At 61.9% G+C, this 18,276-nt stretch carries 19 protein-coding genes; 12 read left to right on the top strand and 7 right to left on the bottom strand.

Annotation, left to right across the window (positions count from 1 at the left end; all coding sequences use genetic code 11):
• Positions 1-5: 5 nt before the first annotated feature.
• Positions 6-3,362, bottom strand: a complete 3,357-nt coding sequence (gene lysX / locus DBV08_RS06935) for a bifunctional lysylphosphatidylglycerol synthetase/lysine--tRNA ligase LysX (RefSeq protein ID WP_124566952.1) — start codon at positions 3,360-3,362, stop codon at positions 6-8.
• An 88-nt stretch (positions 3,363-3,450) separates the two neighbouring features.
• Here lysX and DBV08_RS06930 point away from each other — a divergent pair, with 88 nt between their 5' ends.
• Positions 3,451-3,678 (top strand): RNA-binding S4 domain-containing protein, encoded by a 228-nt coding sequence (locus DBV08_RS06930; protein WP_003943569.1) that lies wholly within the window; start codon positions 3,451-3,453, stop codon positions 3,676-3,678.
• A gap of 15 nt (positions 3,679-3,693) precedes the next feature.
• On the opposite strand, the gene rraA is transcribed toward DBV08_RS06930, so the two are convergent.
• Positions 3,694-4,170, bottom strand: a complete 477-nt coding sequence (gene rraA / locus DBV08_RS06925; RefSeq protein WP_124566951.1) for a ribonuclease E activity regulator RraA — start codon at positions 4,168-4,170, stop codon at positions 3,694-3,696.
• A 150-nt stretch (positions 4,171-4,320) separates the two neighbouring features.
• Between rraA and DBV08_RS06920 the strand changes: the two genes are divergently transcribed.
• The 4 genes from DBV08_RS06920 (at position 4,321) to DBV08_RS06905 (ending at position 8,217) form a co-directional block, all read left to right on the top strand.
• Positions 4,321-5,304 (top strand): DUF2332 domain-containing protein, encoded by a 984-nt coding sequence (locus DBV08_RS06920; protein WP_095969363.1) that lies wholly within the window; start codon positions 4,321-4,323, stop codon positions 5,302-5,304.
• Positions 5,305-5,372: 68 nt separating this feature from the next.
• A complete protein-coding gene (locus DBV08_RS06915; RefSeq protein ID WP_260395340.1) occupies positions 5,373-6,629 on the top strand; it encodes an MFS transporter in 1,257 nt (418 codons plus the stop codon).
• Entirely contained in the window at positions 6,626-7,840 is a 1,215-nt protein-coding gene (locus DBV08_RS06910) for an LLM class flavin-dependent oxidoreductase (RefSeq protein ID WP_124566949.1), read from the top strand. Before DBV08_RS06915 ends, DBV08_RS06910 begins: the two co-directional genes overlap by 4 nt.
• Positions 7,837-8,217 carry a MerR family transcriptional regulator gene (locus tag DBV08_RS06905; RefSeq protein WP_124566948.1) on the top strand — a complete coding sequence of 127 codons (381 nt, stop codon included), beginning with the start codon at positions 7,837-7,839 and terminating at the stop codon, positions 8,215-8,217. The genes DBV08_RS06910 and DBV08_RS06905 overlap by 4 nt, the downstream gene beginning before the upstream one ends.
• Before the next feature lie 76 nt (positions 8,218-8,293).
• Here the strand turns inward: DBV08_RS06905 and DBV08_RS06900 are convergent, their stop codons facing one another.
• Positions 8,294-8,917 (bottom strand): TetR/AcrR family transcriptional regulator, encoded by a 624-nt coding sequence (locus DBV08_RS06900; protein WP_124566947.1) that lies wholly within the window; start codon positions 8,915-8,917, stop codon positions 8,294-8,296.
• Positions 8,918-9,041: 124 nt separating this feature from the next.
• On the opposite strand from DBV08_RS06900, the gene DBV08_RS06895 reads away from it, so the two are divergent.
• The 3 genes from DBV08_RS06895 to DBV08_RS06885 are packed head-to-tail and all read left to right on the top strand — an operon-like array spanning position 9,042 to position 12,391.
• The gene (locus DBV08_RS06895; RefSeq protein WP_124566946.1) at positions 9,042-10,250 is read left to right on the top strand and encodes a phosphotransferase family protein; all 1,209 of its coding nucleotides are present in this window, start codon (positions 9,042-9,044) and stop codon (positions 10,248-10,250) included.
• Positions 10,247-11,410, top strand: coding sequence for a hypothetical protein (locus tag DBV08_RS06890; RefSeq protein ID WP_124566945.1), 1,164 nt, complete (start codon positions 10,247-10,249; stop codon positions 11,408-11,410). The genes DBV08_RS06895 and DBV08_RS06890 overlap by 4 nt, the downstream gene beginning before the upstream one ends.
• A 36-nt stretch (positions 11,411-11,446) precedes the next feature.
• Positions 11,447-12,391: a tyrosine-protein phosphatase gene (locus tag DBV08_RS06885; RefSeq protein ID WP_124566944.1), complete on the top strand. Its 945-nt coding sequence runs from the start codon at positions 11,447-11,449 to the stop codon at positions 12,389-12,391.
• 10 nt (positions 12,392-12,401) lie between these two features.
• Here the strand turns inward: DBV08_RS06885 and DBV08_RS06880 are convergent, their stop codons facing one another.
• Entirely contained in the window at positions 12,402-12,977 is a 576-nt protein-coding gene (locus DBV08_RS06880) for a hypothetical protein (protein ID WP_260395339.1), read from the bottom strand.
• A gap of 146 nt (positions 12,978-13,123) precedes the next feature.
• On the opposite strand from DBV08_RS06880, the gene DBV08_RS06875 reads away from it, so the two are divergent.
• Together DBV08_RS06875 and DBV08_RS06870 are read left to right on the top strand one after the other, a co-directional pair.
• The gene (locus DBV08_RS06875; protein WP_124566943.1) at positions 13,124-13,588 is read left to right on the top strand and encodes a GNAT family N-acetyltransferase; all 465 of its coding nucleotides are present in this window, start codon (positions 13,124-13,126) and stop codon (positions 13,586-13,588) included.
• A complete protein-coding gene (locus DBV08_RS06870; RefSeq protein ID WP_124566942.1) occupies positions 13,585-14,193 on the top strand; it encodes a hypothetical protein in 609 nt (202 codons plus the stop codon). The genes DBV08_RS06875 and DBV08_RS06870 overlap by 4 nt, the downstream gene beginning before the upstream one ends.
• Positions 14,194-14,200: 7 nt before the next feature.
• Here the strand turns inward: DBV08_RS06870 and DBV08_RS06865 are convergent, their stop codons facing one another.
• Complete coding sequence (locus tag DBV08_RS06865; RefSeq protein WP_124566941.1) at positions 14,201-14,698, bottom strand: hypothetical protein; 498 nt, start codon at positions 14,696-14,698, stop codon at positions 14,201-14,203.
• Between the two features lie 21 nt (positions 14,699-14,719).
• On the bottom strand, positions 14,720-15,616 hold the full coding sequence (locus tag DBV08_RS06860; protein WP_095969370.1) for an oxygenase MpaB family protein: 897 nt from the start codon (positions 15,614-15,616) through the stop codon (positions 14,720-14,722).
• Between the two features lie 171 nt (positions 15,617-15,787).
• Here DBV08_RS06860 and DBV08_RS06855 point away from each other — a divergent pair, with 171 nt between their 5' ends.
• Positions 15,788-16,246 (top strand): hypothetical protein, encoded by a 459-nt coding sequence (locus tag DBV08_RS06855; RefSeq protein ID WP_124566940.1) that lies wholly within the window; start codon positions 15,788-15,790, stop codon positions 16,244-16,246.
• A 154-nt stretch (positions 16,247-16,400) separates the two neighbouring features.
• A complete protein-coding gene (locus DBV08_RS06850; RefSeq protein WP_124566939.1) occupies positions 16,401-16,769 on the top strand; it encodes a helix-turn-helix domain-containing protein in 369 nt (122 codons plus the stop codon).
• Here DBV08_RS06850 and DBV08_RS06845 read toward each other — a convergent pair.
• A complete protein-coding gene (locus DBV08_RS06845) occupies positions 16,715-18,163 on the bottom strand; it encodes a histidine-type phosphatase (RefSeq protein WP_124566938.1) in 1,449 nt (482 codons plus the stop codon). The two genes, DBV08_RS06850 and DBV08_RS06845, sit on opposite strands and share 55 nt — an antisense overlap.
• Positions 18,164-18,276 lie beyond the last annotated feature (113 nt).

The raw sequence follows: 18,276 nt of genomic DNA, 5'->3' as shown, positions 1-18,276 counted from the left end.
CCGGACTACTGACGCGGTTTCGCGAGGGGGAAGGCCAGCGTCTCGCGGATGCTGCCACCCGTGATCAGCATGACGATTCGGTCGACGCCCATCCCGAGACCACCCGTCGGCGGCATCGCGTGTTCGAGGGCTTGGAGGAAGTCCTCGTCCAACTCCATCGCCTCGGGGTCGCCGCCCGCCGCGAGCATCGACTGCTCGGTGAGCCGGTTGCGCTGGTCCACCGGGTCGGTCAGCTCGCTGTACGCGGTGCCGAGTTCGACGCCCCACGCCACCAGGTCCCACTTCTCGGCGACGCCGGGGATGCTGCGATGCGGCCGGGTGAGCGGCGACATCGAGGTGGGGAAGTTGGTGTAGAACGTCGGGAACTCGGTGTAGTCCTCGACCAGGTGCTCGTACATTTCCTGCGCGATGGCACCGGTGTCCCAGCTGGACTGGTACGGGATCTCGTTGGCGTCGCACAGCTTCTGCAGGTCTTCGAGACTTGTCTCGGGGGAGACGTCGACACCAAGTTTTTCGGCGACGGCGCCGTGCATCGTCTTCACCGGCCATTCGCCGGAGATGTCGACCTCGACCAGTTCGCCGTCCGGGCCGGGTCGCATGATGATCTCGCGACCGAAGGCTGCGACGGCCGCCGCCTGGATCAGCTCGCGGCACATCCGCATCATGCCCTCGTAATCGCTGTGGGCTTCGTAGGCCTCGAGGATCGTGAACTCGGGGTTGTGTTTGAAGTCGACGCCCTCGTTGCGGAACACGCGGCCGATCTCGAACACCTTCTCCATACCTGCGACGCACAAGCGCTTCAGGTACAGCTCGGGTGCGATGCGGAGATAGAGGTCGAGGTTGTATGCGTTGATGTGTGTCAGGAACGGAGCGGCGTTCGCGCCGCCGTGCACCTGCTGCAGGATCGGGGTCTCGACTTCGAGGTATCCGCGACCACCGAGTGAATCGCGTAGCGACTTCACGACGGCGCTTCGGGCCTCGAGCAGTTCGCGGGCCTTCGGGTTGAGGGCGATGTCGAGGTACCGCTGGCGGACGCGAGTCTCGGGATCCGAGAGGCCCTTCCACTTGTCCGGCAGCGGGTGGAGGCACTTGCCGTTCATGCGCCACTCGACGGCGATGAGCGACAGCTCGCCCTTGCGGCTGCGCCCGATGGTTCCGCTGACCTCGATCAGGTCACCGAGATCGAACTCGGCGGCGAACTCCGCCAGCTTCTCCCGGCCGACGTTGTCCTGGTCGACCAGAACCTGGATGTCGCCGGACCAGTCGCGCACGTCCGTGAACACGACTCCGCCGTAGTCGCGAACCCTCAGCAGGCGTCCCGCGATGCGTACGCGGGTGCCCTCCGGCGACTTCGCTGCGGCAGCGATCGTGTGCGTCGGCGGATAGGCGACGGGGTAGGCGGCGATCCCTTCGTCGGCGAGTTGCGCGAGCTTGTTCATACGCACCCGAACCTGCTCGGGGCGTCGCGGACCGTTGGTCGTGAACGACGGCGCCGAGTCCGGTGGGCTGCCGTCAGCATGCAACCCTTCGGACGTCACCAGAGCTGCAGGCACCGCCGCATGCGTTCCGGTGTGCTTGACGACCTGGCTCGACTTGCGCCCGAAACTGGGCAGCACCACGAAGCCTTCGGCGATGGCCGACGCGAATCCGACCCGCGGCAGCTCACGGTTGTCCTCGAAGCAGAGGAAGCGCGGCTCCCAATCCGGCTGGTACTTCACATTCGAGCGGTAGAGCGCTTCGAGTTGCCACCAGCGCGAGAAGAAGACGAGCACCGAGCGCCAGATGCGGAGGATCGGGCCGGCGCCGATGCGCGAACCTTCCTCGAACACCGAGCGGAACACGGCGAAGTTGAGTGAGACCCGCACGACGCCGATCTCGTCCGAACGTGTGGCCAACTCCGAGACCATCAATTCGACGACACCGTTGGGCGCCGTCGGCTTGCGACGCATCAGGTCGAGCGAAACGCCGTTCGGTCCCCACGGCACGAGCGAAAGCATGCCGACGACGCTTTCGTCCTCCGTGCCTTCGCCCATGACGGCTTCGACGAGGAGGCAGTCGCCGTCGAGGTGATCGCCCAGTCGGCCGAGTGCCATGGAGAAGCCGCGCTCGGTGTCGGTGTCGCGCCAGTCGTCGGCGCGGATGATGACGGCCGCCATGTCCTCGGGCGGGATGTCGCGATGGCGTCGCATCCGGACGGTGACGCCGTGGCGCCTCACGCGGGTGACGGCCTGACGCACCGGGCGCATGTCGCGTCCGTTGAGGTTGAACTCGCGCGTGCGCAGGATCGCTTCGTCGCCGAGTTGCAGGACACTCAAGCCTGCCTTCTTGTACGCCGTCGCCCCGGTTTCGCTGGCGCCCATGACGGCCGTCGCCCAGCCGTACTGCGACGCGAGCCCCTGCCACGCTTCAATCGCGTGCGGCCACGCTTCGGGATCGCCGATGGGATCACCACTGGCGAGGCAGACGCCGATCTCGACGCGGTACGTGATCGCGGCCTTGCCGCTCGGCGCGAAGATGACGGCCTTGTCGCGGCGGGTGGCGAAGTAAGCGAGGGAGTCGTCGGCACCGAAGTTCTGGATCAACCCGCGGATCGCGGACTCGTCGTTTCCGGTGAGGGCGTTGTTGGAGCGTTGCGCGCGGAAGAGCGTCATGACCGCGGCGAGTAGCGCGATGGCGCCGAGCAGGCCGAGGACCGTGTTGACGAAGACGCGCGGGTGGCCGTCGAACACCTCGTTGTCGACCGAAGCGGCCGCGGTGACGCGGTTCAAGGCCCAGAGGAATCGTTGGTTCTGCGGCAGGTCACCTGGGAAGAGTTCGACAAGGCCCCAACCGATCACGGTCGCGACGGCCATGCCGCCGATCAGAACGCCGAGCGCTTTCCAACCGGCGCCGCGTCGTACGCGTGTGTAGAACTCGGGCCTCGCCGCGATGAGGATTCCGATCACGACAAGCAGAACGACAACGGCGACGGCGTTGTTCGGGTTCTTGTCGACGATCGCGGAGGCGATGTTGGTGAGGGTGATCAGCGACAGGTAGATCGTCAACAGCCACCAGGCGATGCGCTTGCGGCTCGCGAGGGCGGCGGCGAGCAAGGCGACGACGAGCGCCCACGACAGGCTCGTATCCGGTGCGTCGAAGTAGTAGCTGTCGATGTATTCGCGTGGGACGCGGAGGATGTGCCGCAGTACCGGCGAGATGCTCCACAGGAACACCAGTACGGAGAAGACTCCGAGGATCAGTCCCGAGATATGGGGAACCTGGCTGAACCGCCCTTTGCGGAATCGACGCGCCTGGCGCGGATTTTCGGGTGGCGATTCCACCAACTCTGCAGTGGTGTCCGATACCTCGGTCAATGGTGCCATCGAGCTTCCTCTCCTACCGGTCGATCAGATCCTCACGCTAAGTGTGGTCTGTCGTGTCCAGTTTTGTGGGAGGAGGAAGATGATTGACATGACCGACAACATTCCAGCAGTACCCATCCGCGACGAAATGATTCGGCTCGGTCAGTTTCTGAAGCTCGCGAACCTCATCGAATCGGGCGCGGAGGCCAAGGAAGTGATCGCCGACGGCATGGTGTCGGTCAACGGTGAGGTCGAAGATCGTCGTGGCCGTCAGCTTCGTGACGGCGATGTCGTCGAGATCGGCGGGATGGCCGCCAAAGTGGAAGCCCCCGCCTGATCCCGCGACTTCCGACTAGCTTTCGCGAACGACGACGCCGTCCTGGTCGCTGTAGGCGATCTCGCCGGGGTTGAAGGTGACGCCGCCGATTTCGATCGGCACGTTCTTTTCGCCCGAACCGGTTTGCGTGCTCTTGCGCGGGTTGGTGCCCAAAGCCTTGACGCCGATGTCGAGGGTGCGCAGGATCGCCGAGTCGCGGACGGCTCCGTTGACGATGACGCCGGCCCAGCCATTGTCGACGCCGCGGCCGGCGATGATGTCGCCGACCAGCGCGGTGTGGATGCTCGCGTCACCGTCGACGACGAGGACTCCGCCGTTGCCCGGTTCGCTGAGGGTCTGCTTCACGAGCAGGTTGTCCTGGAAGCACTTGATGGTGGTGATGGGGCCGGCAAACACTTCACGTCCACCGAACTGGGTGAACTGCGTGTCGCAGCTACGGATGTCGGGTCCGATCTCGTCGGCAAGGTCAGCGGTCGCTACAGGCTCGGTCATGCCCCACAGGATAGTCGGCAGGGTTCGGGCCTAGTGGGCCTCGGGGAGGGTTCTCAGGCCAGTACGCCTGACGTGGGGGACGTCTGCGAGTTACGCGACGGCTTGATCGAAAACCTTTCAGCACCACGCGCCATCCGGTAGACATCGACGGTGGACACTTCGCGTTGGTACCGATCGTTCGCGGAAGTGGAGGCTCGAGGGAACTCCGCGATCTACGAGGAATGGGGCACCGGCGTATCGGAGGATCCAGCAGTCCTCGCTCTGATAGATCGGCTCCCAGAACCCCGCAGGCAACCCAACCTGATATTCGGGGCGTGCCGTCACCTCGGTGCCCCGGTCGCGCCGTATGCGTTGTTTCGCCGGTGGCTGAGCGACAACTGGTCCGAGGTGGAACAACTCGCGCAGACCAGGACTACACAGACGAATGAAGCTGGCCGCTCTGCCGTGTTGCTTCCCGTCCTCGGGTTGTTGAAGGGCCCGCTCTCCCTCATCGAAGTCGGTGCTTCGGCGGGCCTGTGCCTTTACCCTGACCGCTACAGCTTTCTCTACGACGGCACAAAGTATCTGCATCCAGTCGATGGTCCGTCCACCGTTCTGCTGGAGTGTGCGACGACCGGCAGTCCGCCAATTCCGGAGAGAGTCCCAGACGTGGTGTACCGGGCGGGCATCGACCTGAACCCACTCGATGTAGGCGACACCGACGACATGAGATGGTTGGAGAGTCTTGTGTGGCCGGAACAGGACCACCGCCGGCGGCGATTGCGCGACGCAGCGGCACTCGCTCGTGTGGATCCGCCTCATCTGGTTCGCGGAGATCTTACGTCGGCTGTTACCGATCTCGTCGAACGTGCGCCACGGGAAACAACGATCGTGGTCTTTCACAGTGCGGTACTCAACTATCTGATACCAACTGCCAGAGATGAATTCGCAGAAGCTGTTCACGCTTTGCCATGTCGCTGGATAGCGAACGAAGGTCTCGGGGTTTTGCCCGAAGTCGATGCCAAGTTGACGGCATCACCAGAGGCGCGCCGTGGGAAGTTTGTTGTTTCTCTTGACGGCACACCTCACGGGCTAGCCGGTGGACATGGGCAGTTCCTCGACTGGATAGACCAAACTTGCACGGCATCAGATTGATTGATTCGCGGTCTGATCTTCGCGGAGGGCTTGACCTTCACATTGATGTGAAGGTTGACAATCGTTTCATGGCAGACGACATCGATTCGAAGCACCACACATCAGGAGTGAAACAGTTTCTTGCGGAACAGGATCGCGGGGACGCACTTCCACTCGTTCCCCTGCTGGCGTTGTTCGCGTCCGTCTTTATCACCAGCCTGACGGAGACCCTCCCAGCGGGAGTGTTGCCGGCAATGAGTGAAGGCCTCGATGTCAGTGAATCAGCCGCCGGGCAGACGATCATGATCTACGCGCTGGGGACGGCTCTGACGACAATTCCCCTCGTCGCAGTGACGGCGTCGTGGTCGCGAAAGGTGTTACTGCTGAACTCGATTCTCGGGTTTGCATTCGCCAACACGGTCACTGCATTTTCTTCCGACTACCTTCTGACGATGACCGCCCGGTTCATTGCGGGAGTTGCTGCAGGTATCGCCTGGGCATTGCTCGCCGGATACGCCAGAAGTCTTGCCCCGAAACATCTCGAGGGTCGCGCCATCGCGTTCGCGATGGCCGGAATTCCGCTCGCTCTCGCGCTCGGCGTTCCGTTCGGGACATATTTGGGCAACGCTACCGGGTGGCGGGCACCGTTCTATCTCATGTCGATACTGGCTGTTGCGCTTCTCGTTGCAATCGCGGTGTCGGTTCCCGATCGTCCGGGTCGGCCCCGCGACCGTAAACGTCGAAGCATGCTCGAGGCGGCACGCATTCCCGGTGTCGACGCAGTTCTGATCGTGACGTTCACCGCCGTGTTGGGTCACACCATCCTGTATGCGTACATCGCTCCGTTTCTCGAATCGATAGGAATGGGAGATGACAATGACCTCGTTCTGTTGACCTTCGGAGTGGCATGTCTATTCAGCATTGTTGTTGTGGGCAAACAAATCTACACGCGACTACGGACTCTTGCCCTTGTCAGTGCCGTCCTGATTTCAGTCGCCGCAACCGCACTGGCAGTCACCACTGAGGATGCGCTGCTCGTCTACATAGCAGCTGCCGTATGGGGATTGGGGTGGGGCGGAATTCCGACTATGTTGCAAACCTCAGCAGCGGTTGCTGCGGGCTCACACGCAGACGAGGCTCAGGCGGTTCTCACGACGCTGTGGAACGCTGCCATGGCAGCAGGTGCAGTTATGGGTGGAGTTCTCTTGTCTCTCAACGGTGCTCGATCTCTCCCGTGGTGGACGGTAGCACTCGCGCTGCTATCCGTGGTGATCATGTGGACCGCCCGCGGAGACGGGTTTCGATCTCCGGCCCAAATCCATCAGGAAGGTCAGGCACACGCATGAACACAACGCCGTCGATCCATCGGTCACCGATCATCGGCATCGCGCTGGAACCAGCCGGCTGGCATCCAGCGGCCTGGCGATTGCAGGGAATTGCCCCCGCGGAACTCTTCAGTGCTCGTTACTGGTCGGAGTTGTTGCGCGACATTGACTCATCTGTTGTCGATTTTGTCACTTTCGAAGAATCGATTGGGTTGCAGTCGTCGGACTTCAGGAGAATCGATGACAAGGAAGACCAGGTTCGTGGTCGGTTGTCGCCGGTAGCGCTGACGGCACTGGCTGTTTTCGAGACGCAGAGACTCGGCGTGATCGCCACGAGAAATCTGACTCACAGTGAGCCATACAGTATCGCCACCGAAATCGCATCGCTCAATCTCTTGAGCGGGGGCCGAGTCGGCCTCCGTGCCCAGGTCACTTCGCGAAGCATCGACAGACGTCATTTCGTTCGCCCGCAACCGGTGCCGGAGCTGAAAGAGTCCGACATCTACTTCCCTGAACGGATTGGAACCAGACTCGAACCGGTCTTCTCGAGCGCAACCGAGTCGATCGAAATACTCCGAGGATTGTGGTCGACCTGGTCGGAAGGCGCACTCCAAGAAGGCGTCGATGGCCGATTTGTCGATATCGACAAGATCTCTGACAAGTTGATTGTGACAAAGACTTTCGAGGTCGCCGGACCACTCGCCATCCCTGTCGTCGAAGGCTTGAAGCCTGTCGTTCTCGCGCTCGCACATCACGCCCAAGTTCCTTATCGGTTGGCGGTTGCGTCGGCTGATGCCATCCTGGTGACACCCACTCCGAGTGCAAATGGCGTCACCATCGGCGATGTACTCGACGCCGTCAACGCTGAATGTGATGCCGTGCGAAGAAATTTGATCGATGAGCCGCTCGCGATCCTGGTGGATCTCGTGGTTTTCCTCGGCACGACCCACTGCGAGGCTGTCCAGCAGAAGCGTGCCCTCGACGAGCTGTCAGGCGCACCGTACTCGTCCGACACCGACATCTTTGTCGGTTCGGTAGATGAGCTGATCCACCGGATCGACGAACTCGTATCCGCTGGCGCACACGGTGTGCGACTGCGGCCGGCGGTCAACGGCCGGGACATCCCACTTGTCCTCGAACAGCTTGCCGCTGTCTTCGGGGCGAGCACCCGGGTGAGCACGTTGAGAGAGCGACTCCAGGCAGCGTCGCTCGAAACATCGGCGACCAAATGAAGATCGGCGAGCTGTCAGAAGCGACACGGGTGTCCCGCCGCCTCTTGCGGTACTACGAGGAACAGAGCTTGATTGCTCCGAGACGATCCGAAAACAGTTACCGCGACTACGACGAACGAATGGTTGACAGGGTATTTCAGATACGTGGATTGTTGGACATGGGTTTCCCGACGCGGGTGATCCGGCAGATCCTTCCTTGCCTGGACCAAGAACGCGTCATTCACATGAGCGATGTGACACCGGAGATGCTGTCGATGCTCGAGGCGGAGGCGTCGGGACTTGACGACAAGATCAGCTTTCTTGTGAAAAACCGCGACGCCATCCGTGAATACATCGCAGAAGTGAGGCAGCGACAGACTGTCCCACTCGATGGATGAACACTGAGCGAGCTGTCGGTTGGTCCTGAGCATGGCTGTGCCCATCGTGCCGTGTATGGCAGCGCAAACCAACGGTTCAGTGAGCCTCGGGAAGTATGCCGTTCAGCACTATGTCGGCGAGAGAATCGGCAAACGGTCCCGGGTCCGAGACGTCGCGAACCGACAGTGCGAAGATGGCCGCGCCAGCCATGATGTCGAGAAGAGCGTCGGCGTCGACGCCGCTTCGGATGTCGCCGCGCTCCCTCGCCGCCTCCAGTCGACGGTTCAGCTCGACTCTGACTCCGGCCAGTTGCCGCACCACGAGAACGTCGCGCAATTCCGCGTTTGTTCGCACCTCGCTCATCAATCCGGGCGCCGCGGCCCGGGTGGCAGGAGCGGCGAACAGTGCCACCGCGCCCTGCACAAGCGCGCGAATCTGATCCGCGATCGTGCCCTCGGTGCCGAGTTCGGTGTCGATGTCCGCGCCTTGTTCGATGTCGAGCACCGGGTAGATCGCGTCGTTGACGATGTGTGCCTTCGACGGCCACCGACGGTAGATCGCCGGACGCCCCACTCCGGCACGCGTGGCGATGGCGTCGATGGACGTGCCCGCATACCCCTTTTCTTCCAACAGTTGCCTGGTCGCGTCCAGTACTGCGTCGTCGATTGCAGGGTTTCGCTGCGGGCCCAGGCGGTGCTGAGTCTCAAAATCTTTGGACATTTTGGGCAAATCCCTTGCGGTATCGCTGTGATGGCCGTTACATTCTGTCACGGCTTTAGTCGATACATATTGTATCGACTATCGGCACGTGCGCATCGGCGCCACCGAACCACGAGGAGTGGTGATGAACCTTCGAACCGAAACAGAAACCTCAGGCGAAGACCCCGACTACGCCGAATTCGCCAGGCCCGGCGAATCCCGCAACGACCCGGCAGAGATGCGACGCAGCCTCGAAGGCTGGCTTGCCACCGTGCTGTGGCGAGGCTCGAAACCTTCCGTGACCTCGGTCGAGATACCGGCCGCGAACGGCATGTCCAACGAAACTGTGCTTTTCGACGCGACGTGGATCGAGGACGGGGTTCGAGGTGAGCATCGCCTGGTCGCCCGCATCGCCCCGCGCGACAGTGCGGTACCGATCTTCCCGTCGTACAACCTGGACCAGCAGTTTCGGGTCATGAGCGCCGTCGCGGCTCACACATCGGTGCCGGTCCCGCGGGTGTACTGGTCCGAGAGCAACCCGGACGCGCTCGGCGGTGAGTTCTTCGTAATGGAACGGCGCGACGGCGAAATTCCGCCAGACGTCATGCCGTACACGTTCGGATCCTGGCTCTCGGAGGCATCAGAGGACGACCGTTCTCGACTGCAGCAGTCATCGGTCCGGGTGCTCACGGAGTTGCACGCTATGGCCGATCCGCACCTGGCTCTCCCCGAGTTGTGCGGCGGCGGTGCCGAACCGACTGGGGCAGAAGCACTTCGCGCGCATCTCGAGGAGCAGCGCCGCTATTACGAGTGGGCAACCGCCGACGGACCAGGATCTCCGTTGATCGAGCGCGGTTTCGACTGGATCGAGGCGAACTTCCCCACCGATGCCGGTGCCGCAGTGCTGTGCTGGGGAGACTCGCGGATCGGAAACGTCATCTACCGCGACTTCGAGCCGGCGGCGGTCCTCGACTGGGAGATGGCCACACTGGGGCCGCGCGAGCTGGATCTCGGCTGGATGATCTTCCAGCACAGGTTCTTCGAGGATCTCGCTGCCATGGCAGGCCTCCCCGGAATGCCGGACTTCCTGCGTCGTGAGGACGTGGCCGATGCCTACGGCTCGCTTTCCGGCCACCAGGTTGCGGACCTGGATTTCTACATCCTTTACGCCGCGCTGCGGCACGCGGTGATCATGTTCCGAGTACAAAGCCGCGCAGTGGCTTTCGGTCAGGCCGAACTCCCCGACAACCCGGACGAGATGATCCTGCACCACAAGACACTCGAAGCCATGCTCGACGGCACCTATTGGGAATCGCTCGCTACGGCCCCGGTCGCACCAGGAGAAGCACGATGACACTGTCCCCGCTCGACGACTACCCCGTACATCAGATCGCCGAGACCATCCGCCGCGTGGGCACCTCGGATCGAAACTTCTACGACCGCTACTACTTCAACTGTCATGCCGGCGTCGACGGCGACACCGAGCCGCTGTTTCTCATCATCGGTCTCGGTCAGTACCCCAATCTCGGTGTGTGCGACGGCTTTGCGGTTCTTCGGCGCGGCGACGATCATATCGTCTTCCGGGCATCCCGCGCCTTGGGTGACGACCGCATGGACCTGTCAGTAGGCCCGTTGAGGATCGAGATCATCGAGGGTCTGCATCGCCTACGTGTGGTGTTGGACCCGAGTCCCGAAGCGCCGGACTTGAACTTCGACCTCACCTTCGAGTCCGACGGCCCCGCCAATCTCGAGGCCAGGCATTTCCACCGTCAGCTGGAACGAGTCACCTTCGACACTCAACGATTTGTGCAGACCGGAACATGGTCCGGATCCCTGACCGTCGACGGCGACGTCATCCCGGTCACCCCGGAGGCGTGGCGGGGTAATCGCGATCGATCCTGGGGTGTTCGACCGGTCGGCGAGGCGGAACCTCCGGGACGCAAGGCGGATCCGTCGATCGCCGGCAGTCAGAACTTCTTCTGGATCTACTCGATCATGCAATTCGGGGACTTCACCGTCGTCACGGTCGTTCAAGAGGATCAGCAGGGACGCCGAATTCTGGAGGATGCGACGCGCGTCTGGGCGGACCGCTCGCGGGAGTCGGAGTGGTTGGGTCGACCGGACCACCAGCTCACCTTCATTTCCGGTACCCGCGAGGTGAAGAGCGGCACTCTGTACTTCCGGCGCCCCGGTGCACCAGGCGAATCCGACCACATCCTGGAAATCACCTGCGAACCGATTCTGCCCAACTACATCGGTGTGGGCACGGGCTACGGACTCGAGCAGGATTGGCGCCACGGGATGTGGCAGGGCGAACTGGTGGTTCAAGGCCTGCGAGAAAAGGTTTCGGACATCGAACCGTGGAAGAAAATGCTGTGCCCGGTCGACAATTTGGCCCGGTTCACCCTTGTGGAAGACGGCGTAACTCGCACCGGGACAGGCCTGTTCGAGGTAGCAGTCATTGGACCCCACCAGCGATACGGGTTCACCGGAATCGGTGACGTCGCACCGTAACCACAGCTCACCAACCACAAAGAGAGGTACTGCCACATGTCCACACGCTCACGAATGTCGTTCGCTCGCACTGCGAAGGCCGCCGCCCTTGTTGTCACCGGAGGTCTGTTGTTTGCTGCTCCCGCCACGGCCATCCCGCTCGACCTGGGTTCTCTGAACACGGGATCGCTCGGATCCGTCGATCTCGGCTCGCTCGATCCTGTCCTCGCGCCGACGCCGAACTTGGCCTCCGTGGCCAACTTTCGCGACGTCGCCGGCAACGACGGGAGGGGATACGCCACCGTCGACGGCTCACACCTCAAGCGCGGCGTCATCTACCGATCCAATGCGCTGACCGCGACCAGCGACGCAGACAAGGCGACGCTCACCGGCCTCGGACTTGCCGACGCCTATGACCTGCGCGGGGCAACCGAGATCTCCAACCCGTTCATCGGTGGCGCGGACAAGCTCCCGGACGGTGTGACGTACACGAACATTCCGATCGAGTTCAAGGATCTGACCCAGCTCGCGACGACGATCAAGTCGCCGGAGGAGGCCAAGCAGTTCCTGGTCGATACCAACCGCAGTTTTGTCACCGATCCCGTGCGCCGCGCCGGCTTCAAGCAGGTTCTCTCGGACATCGCTGCTGGTGACGGGGTGCAGTTGTTCCATTGCACTTCAGGCAAGGACCGCACGGGTTGGACCGCGATGCTGTTGCAGTCCATTGCCGGTGTCCCCGCCCAGACGATCATGGACGACTATCTGTTGAGCAACACCTACCTTCAGGCGACCAACGAGAAGATCCTTGCGCAGATCTCTCAAGCCCTGAGCCCGCAGGTGGCGACCAACCTCGAGCCGGCCCTCGGTGTCGACGCGTCGTATTTGGAAGCTGGACTTGCGCAGATAGCCAGCGATTACGGAACCGTCGACGGTTATCTCACCGAAGGTCTCGGACTCACTGCGGACACGATCGCACTTCTGAAGGTCAAGCTAGTCGGCTAGTTTCACGCTGCTAGAACCGTTGAACGAACGAGTACCAGTCGCCGTCGAACTCCTGGTAACCGATCTCGCCGTCGCGGCGGGGCTTGCCGAGATATGGTGCGCCGTCGGGTAAGTACGCCAATCCGATCGAATCGATCAGACCGCCCTCGATGTGGAAGCGGCACCCGTTGCCGACGGGCCAGACCTGCAGGACCCGGTAGACGCCAATTGTTTGGTTGTCCAACGACTTCTGGCAATCCGCGGCCACTGCTTCGAGGGAGTCTTTCGACAGTGCAAACGCAACATGCGAAGGGACGGACAACGTCACGAGCGCGCCGGTGACGAGGACTATCACCGGCGCGATCATGCTCAATCGGAGCGTTTTGTACTTCATCCAACCAATCAGGCTGAGTATCAACCACACTCCACCCAAACCGAGCAACACTGAGGCGGCGAGCGCAAAGAATGGAAAGTACACAACCGGCGGCATGAAGGACCACACGATGACGCCGCACGTGAGAGCGACAAGCACTGCGGTGACAATCGCTGTCACCTTCCACCAGGATGCCGGACTTCCACGCTCAGTTGTCGGATCACCGTCGGTCATCGGACAACCCTTGCACAAGGTGGTAATTGTGGGGTGGCAACGAATCGAATTCCCACTGATTTATGTCGAGGCCGTCGTGCGTGATTCGAGAATCGGTGCTTTTCAGCATCAGCTATCGCTCTGATGCCGGAGGGTATGGTCGGATTGTGAACCAGGATCTGATCATTCGCCGCTACTTACCCTCGGATGAGGACGTGGTCGTCGACCTGTGGTCGAATGCTGCCCGTGAAGCCCATCCGTTCCTTGTGGGTGAGGGAACGGGCGATCGGGAGCAGAAGATGCGAGAGGTCTATCTGATCCAGGCCGATAATTGGGTGGCTGAGCACAACTCCGAAGTCGTCGGCCTGTTGGGAATGATCGGCTCCGAAATCGGGGGACTGTTCGTCGCGCCGGCATCACAGGGGTTGGGAGTCGGGAGGGCGTTGGTCGAACACGCCACCACCATGCACGACGAGGTGACACTCGAGGTTTACACACTCAACGATCGGGCCCGCAGGTTCTATGCGCTGATGGAGTTCGAAGAAGAGGGGCGTCGACTCGACGCCGAGACAAACCATGAATTGATCACCCTGCGTCGTACGGCGCGAGACTCCTCCGTCACTCGGCCATGAGGGATACGGATCAGCCCAGCACGGGCCTGACATTGTGCACAGATCTGACGGCTACCGAATGGCTGGTCGATCAGGATCTGCCTTGGTATCAGTTGGCAGGGCGCGGCCCGAGCGGATTTCCGAAGTATGCGCGCTTGCGGTTCATCCCAGATCCGAGCTTTCCAGGTCAGAAATCGAATGATGTCGATTTCGATCAGACCGGGCCGGAAGAGAAAGTGCTGATCAGCTTTGCCCTGGATGTGTTGTCCAGTTACACAACCACACCCGACGAGTGCTATTTCTGCATGTGGACCGGGTGGGGGTCGGCAGTCGGTGATGACGTTCCGCGGTTCGAGATCCCCAATCGTGACTACTGGCTCTTGCGTGGAACGCTTGCCGACTACGCCGATTGGAGCGTGGAGAACTCAGCTCGTTGGCCGTGGGGTTCTTCCCCTGATCCGGCCTTCATCTGGCCGGCGGATCATGCATGGTGCATAACCAATGATGTCGACCCACATTTCGCGATCATCGCCGCCCCCGACGAAGCGATCATTCGAATTGTGGCCGATTCGCGGATCGATGCCGTCCTCGACGACCCGGATATCGTTCCGCCGTATTGGCACTGACGACCGATCACGGCCAAGTCTCGAGTTCGACTACCAGCATATTCCAGCGGACGCCGAAATTTGTGGGGACCTGACCCGTCTCGCAGTACACCGTCGGCCCGTCGAAGACGACGTTGAAGAGACCGGAATGAATTGTCGTCAAGAGTGTTTCGTGTTGAACGAGGTGGCCGGGCCGCGCTTTCACCCGCACGCGCCCGGTGGGCTCTGTGCGGTATTGCGTCCAGAGATAGCGATCCCACACCAGGCAACCTCTCAACCGCACCTCGCCGACGCTTCCGACATCGTCGCCGATCAGCGTCGTAAATCCGTGTCCGAGATGGGCTATGTGCTCAGTGCGGCCGTCGATTGTCACGGTCGCGATGCGTGCATCGATTTCGCAGCACACCTCGGCAGGAAGGTCCAACATTTCGGGACTGGCCCAGTAGGTCGTCGGTTCGCACGTATCGCCAGGCATGGGGGTGTCGCGCCACGGTTCGAGATCCTCGAGCATCCAGAGTTGCGCCACCGTTCGAGTATCCCAACGCGTCTAGGCTTGGGCTTGCTGGTCTGCCTGCAGGTGCTTGACCGGGCACCCCGTGGGGAAGGTGCCGAGGTCTTCGACCTTGTAACCGCTCGGGTAGCTGCGGATGTTGGGCAGCTCGCGGGCGAATTTCCGCTTCGTGCGCACCGGGAAGAACCGCAGCAGACGCGCGCGGACTTTCAGCGCGCCGCGTGAGACGACGCGCATCGCGGTGCTCGGGTGCTTGTAGTGGAAGGCGTCGAGTAGGTGATCGTCCATGAGGGCGAAGGCGAATCCCTTGACCAGAGCCTTCGGCGCCAGATTGTTGGGCGGGAAGGTGCACATCAGGTCGAGAGTGGAGTCGGCGACCGCCCGAGCGCCGGGGTCGAATGAAAAGTGTTTGCGCTCATAGTCATCGAGAAGTCTGACGAACCCCTCGTAGGTGTCCGGCGTGTCCTTGATGTTCATGTACCGGCCCAGGTGGCGGTAGTAGTTCGTCGACCCGACGATCTCGTTCTCGGTCATCTTCCGCCAGCCGTACTCGTCGAGCCACCTGACCGGGGTGACGACGAAGGTTGCCAGTACGTAGAGCATGTCGTCGTTGGAGATGTCGTACGAACCGTGCATCTGATTCATTCGACGCACGCTCTTGCGGCCTTCGGTGCTGCTGAGGCCGTGCTCGAGGATGGCGTCGAGGATCAGGCTGGTGTCGTCGTAGCGCTTCTGAACCTTGTCGGTGAACTCCCCGGTGGAGAAGAGAAGTTTGCCGATCGAGGGAACGGCGTACGTGCGAAAAAGGGCGAAGCTGAGCGCCTGATTGATGTCCCAGGGAAACTCTTGCGCCGCGAGAATGCGCGACATCTCTTCGTAATCGGTTTCGGGATCGAGTCGATCCGTGCGACTGCGGAGGTCGTAGCGCTTCATCTGAACACTCCCTGGGACTGGTCTGCGCGCGGCAGAGGTAGGTGTGAGCTGCACCACCGACTGTAGTTCTGACAACACGCGTTGTCTAGGGGGTGTGAATAGTCGACTGTCCATCGTTTCGGGCGTTGTACCAGGGGTATCCGGAAAGTGTTGTCGACCCGAGGAGCAGCTATGAGCGTCACACGCACGGCCGGGGTTTTCGCGGCCATCGGACTACCGATTGCCGCGAGCGTCATGTTCGCCGGAGTCGCCTCGGCTGATCCGCCCCATCCTTTCGGTGGCGCCGCCGTCACCATCGGGTGTCCGAATCAGGGGTCGCTGGCCTCGCTGACCGGACTCACCGGCCAGTCCGGACCAGAGTCCAATCCGCCCATAGCCAAGGGTGACATCCGCTTCGATTCGTTCCCGGCGGCTGCGCCCATCCCGGCGGCGGGTCAGGTGACCGTTGCGTGGGTCAACACCGACACGGGCAAGTCCGGAATCGTCGACCTGGTCGGTAATTACCCGTACTTGTCCGCGACGGTGAACACCGGCGTCGGCAATGTCGTTGCGACGGCATTCGGTTCGATCAACTGGGGCAGTAGTCCCATCTGCCAGTCGAATCCGACGATCGGCAGGTTCATAGCCTGATCCTCACAGCCTGATCTATACGGCGTGAACGGGCACAGGGTTGGCGGTATCGCGTGATTATCTGTCATCTCGGAGATACCGCTGTGTCCGCGTCATCCCATATTCTGAAACATGTTATTTGAAAGCATATTTCAGGGATGGAAAAGGTGGCGACGTGAATGGGTCGAGCGCGCGTCAGTTGATGAGCCAGATGCTCGTCGAGAAACGAAACAGTCTTGCGCCCGAGAAGGTCGGCATGCGATGCGAGGGAGCTCGCCGCATGCACGGCCTTAGCCGGCGTGATGTCGCGCAGATCGCCGACATCAGTTTCAATCACTACCAACGGCTGGAACAGGGTACGTCCGTTGGTGTTTCGGCCCCCGTCATCGTTCGTATCTGCGACGCCTTGTTGATGGAAGACGACGAAAAGGCGCGCATGCTGGCGTTGCACCAGGCATGGGCGCGCCCTCGTCGACCTCGGTCCGGATCTCAGGCTGCCGGTGAAATCTCCGGTAGGCAGCGGGCCAGTTCGTCCGGCGTGTAGAAGAAACTTCCGGCGCTCACCGGAGCGCACGGGGCAGCAAACGCTGTCTCGCGCTCGTTGTAGAGCATTCGGACCAGGCGCTTACCGTCCGGTCCGCCGAACACGTCCCACTGCACGTTGGCGGCCATCGGGCTGACCTGCGCTCCGCGCCAAGGGTTGTTCGCATAGGTGTACAGGTCACCCTCGGCCTGTGAGACGGTGCTTCCCGGCAGTTTCAAGAGCGCGGCGAAGGGGATGATCGTTTCTGCGTGTGCAAACCGGAAGTCCGCTCCCGGTACGGCGGCGGCCCCGGTGTGTTCTTGTAAGCCGCGCAGGAACTCGTCGCGCAAGACGGTTGCCATCCGGTAGGTGACGTCTTCACCGGTGAAGCCCGGGCCCTTGGCGTAGAAGTCCTCGGCATCGTTCGTGTACGCGAGCCACTGCGCGTCCGCAGGTTCGATGAACCGCTCGAAATTCCACTTGCCTTCTTCGGCCATGCCCGGAGTGATGATGTACGTGTTGTACAGCATGTACGCGGCGTCGACCTCGTTGTCGATCGTGCTGGAACCCTTGCCGCGGTCGACGAGTGAGAACTCGCCCGCGCTCAGGCGGTTCACGAAGTCCTCGGAGTAGAGCCTGAGCATCATGTGCCGCGAGACCTCGCGGGTGCGGGGAAGATCGGCAATCTGATCGTCGACGGCCTTCAATCGCGGATCGGAATCCTCGTAGTCCTTGTAGTCGGCGTTTGCATCCGAGTCGTGGAAGTAGAGAAGGTCGGCATCCGTGGTCACCGGCGCAACATCGCCGGCGACGGCCGGAAACGCACCGGTCAGGCCCTGGGCGAAGTTCTCGGCGCTGTCCACGGCACGGTCGACACCCGACGAGGTCAACGTGATGGTTCCCTGTTGCGCTGCGATGGCGTCGAACAGTTGGGGGAGGCGCTCGGTGACCCGTGCTCCGAGTTGTCGATGTTCGGTGACTCCGAGTCCGCTGAGGTTGCCGTATCCCAGCTTCTTGTTCGCGGCCATGAGATCGCGAAGCGCCGGTCCGAATTCCTTGCCGACGGAAGTCAATGCGTTCTCGGCTTCGGCGAGTTCCCACAGCTGCAGGCTCAGGTCGTCGTACTTCAGGCTCGACAGTGCCCGGGAGCCGTGGCGCGCAACGCTTTCCGTGTACACGGGCGAGTATCCCGTCGGTGGTGCTTGATAGTCGGCGATACGCTGGCCGGGTGAGTACGGCGTCTTGGACGTGAAACCGCCGTCGGTCGACGCCGGGGTCTCAGCCGAGCCGGAACTCGACGCGGTGTCGAGCGAGCCGAAGGGCGACGCCGTGGCGATGGACTGAGCGCCACTGGTAACGAGCACGAGTCCGACCGCGCCGGCAGCCGCCAGCAAACCGAAGCGTGGGCTTCGCATGGTGTGTGAATCCTCTCCGTCGGTGCCGAGGTGGCACGACGGAAGGAAAGTTAGAACAGCTAAGCGTCCGATTTGCGCCTATTTGTCCATGTGCAGATGGACGCAGGGTTACA

Origin of the sequence: Rhodococcus sp. KBW08, from assembly GCF_003852455.1 — a bacterium.
Classification (GTDB): domain Bacteria; phylum Actinomycetota; class Actinomycetes; order Mycobacteriales; family Mycobacteriaceae; genus Rhodococcus_F; species Rhodococcus_F baikonurensis.
Note: the sequence above shows the minus strand (reverse complement) of the source record. Positions and strands in the feature narration are given on the sequence as shown.